The sequence below is a fragment of the Mycobacterium shunyiense genome (genome assembly GCF_058270035.1).
Genome location: NZ_JBZDPT010000023.1, coordinates 1 through 1064, shown reverse-complemented (window position 1 = coordinate 1064; position 1064 = coordinate 1). Strand labels below are relative to the sequence as shown.

General features: G+C 65.6%; 1 protein-coding gene. It reads right to left on the bottom strand.

What is annotated here, in order from left to right:
- Nucleotides 1-749: IS110 family transposase (locus tag AC4ELS_RS17070; protein WP_499048282.1), on the bottom strand; the 749-nt coding region annotated here is incomplete at its 3' end.
- Between the last annotated feature and the right edge of the window lie 315 nt (nt 750-1064).

The window sequence follows — 1064 nt, the reverse complement described above, 5'->3', positions numbered from 1 at the left end:
GGGTGTGTCTCAAAATGTGTCGCCAACTCGGCCTCCAGGTCGGCGATCTGATGGTTGAGCTCGGCGATGATGGCGACCAGAGCGCGGGTGCTCGCCCCGAACGCGGCAGCGACGGCGGGTGGGGCGGCGAGCTGCTCGGTGCGCAGCGCGGTCTGAATTTCGAGTGCTCTGGTATCGAGGTTGCGTTGTCGCCCTGCGGCTTTGAGTGCTGATCGGATCTTGGAGACACTCAGTCGGGCTGCGTCGCTGGGGGTGGGGGCGCGGCCCAGGATGGCCAGGGCATCGCGGTCGGACAGCGAGTCGAAGGCCTCCAACGCGCCCGGGTAGTACTCCCGCAACGCGCTGCGCAGTGCGTTGGTGTTGCGGGTGCGCGCCCAGATCAGGTTCTGATGCGCCCGCGCGAGCACCTTGACTGCCTCACCATCTGCGGTGTCCCCGGCGAGCAGGCGGTGGTTGTGCCGGTCGGTGCGCACCAGATCGGCGAGCAGTTTGGCGTCGGCGGCGTCGGATTTGGCGCCCGACACCTGGTGGCGGTCGCGGTAACGGGCCACCGCGAGCGGGTTGACCGCGAACACCTCATAGCCGGCGGCGGCCAGCGCTTGCACCCACAGACCGCGGTCGGTTTCGATGCCGATGATCACCTGATCGGGCCCGTCGGCGTGGGCGGCCACCAGTTCGTGGAACCCGCCGATCCCGGCAAGTCCCTCAGGAAGCCGCCTCGACGCTAGTTTGGTCCCCTCGGCGTCCATCACATGAATGTCGTGGTGATCTTCGGCCCAATCGTCTCCAACGAAAATCGTCACCTTGCCTCCCTGCTCGATGTTGGGTGAAACCTGTTCGAGCCGAAGGACACCCGGCGGCAACCTAATGGATCAGTGCTCGAACGGCACGACACCCCATCAGCGCTATAGGTGACCTCACCAACCGGCCGGGGCACGATCTAGCGCTAGGAATCGACCAACACTCCAGGCGCACACAGTGCTCACCGACCAGCGGCTCGGCAATCAGCTTCACCCGATCAGACCACTACCGGTCGTAGGCTCGCTGATCAGTTCCCATTAGGC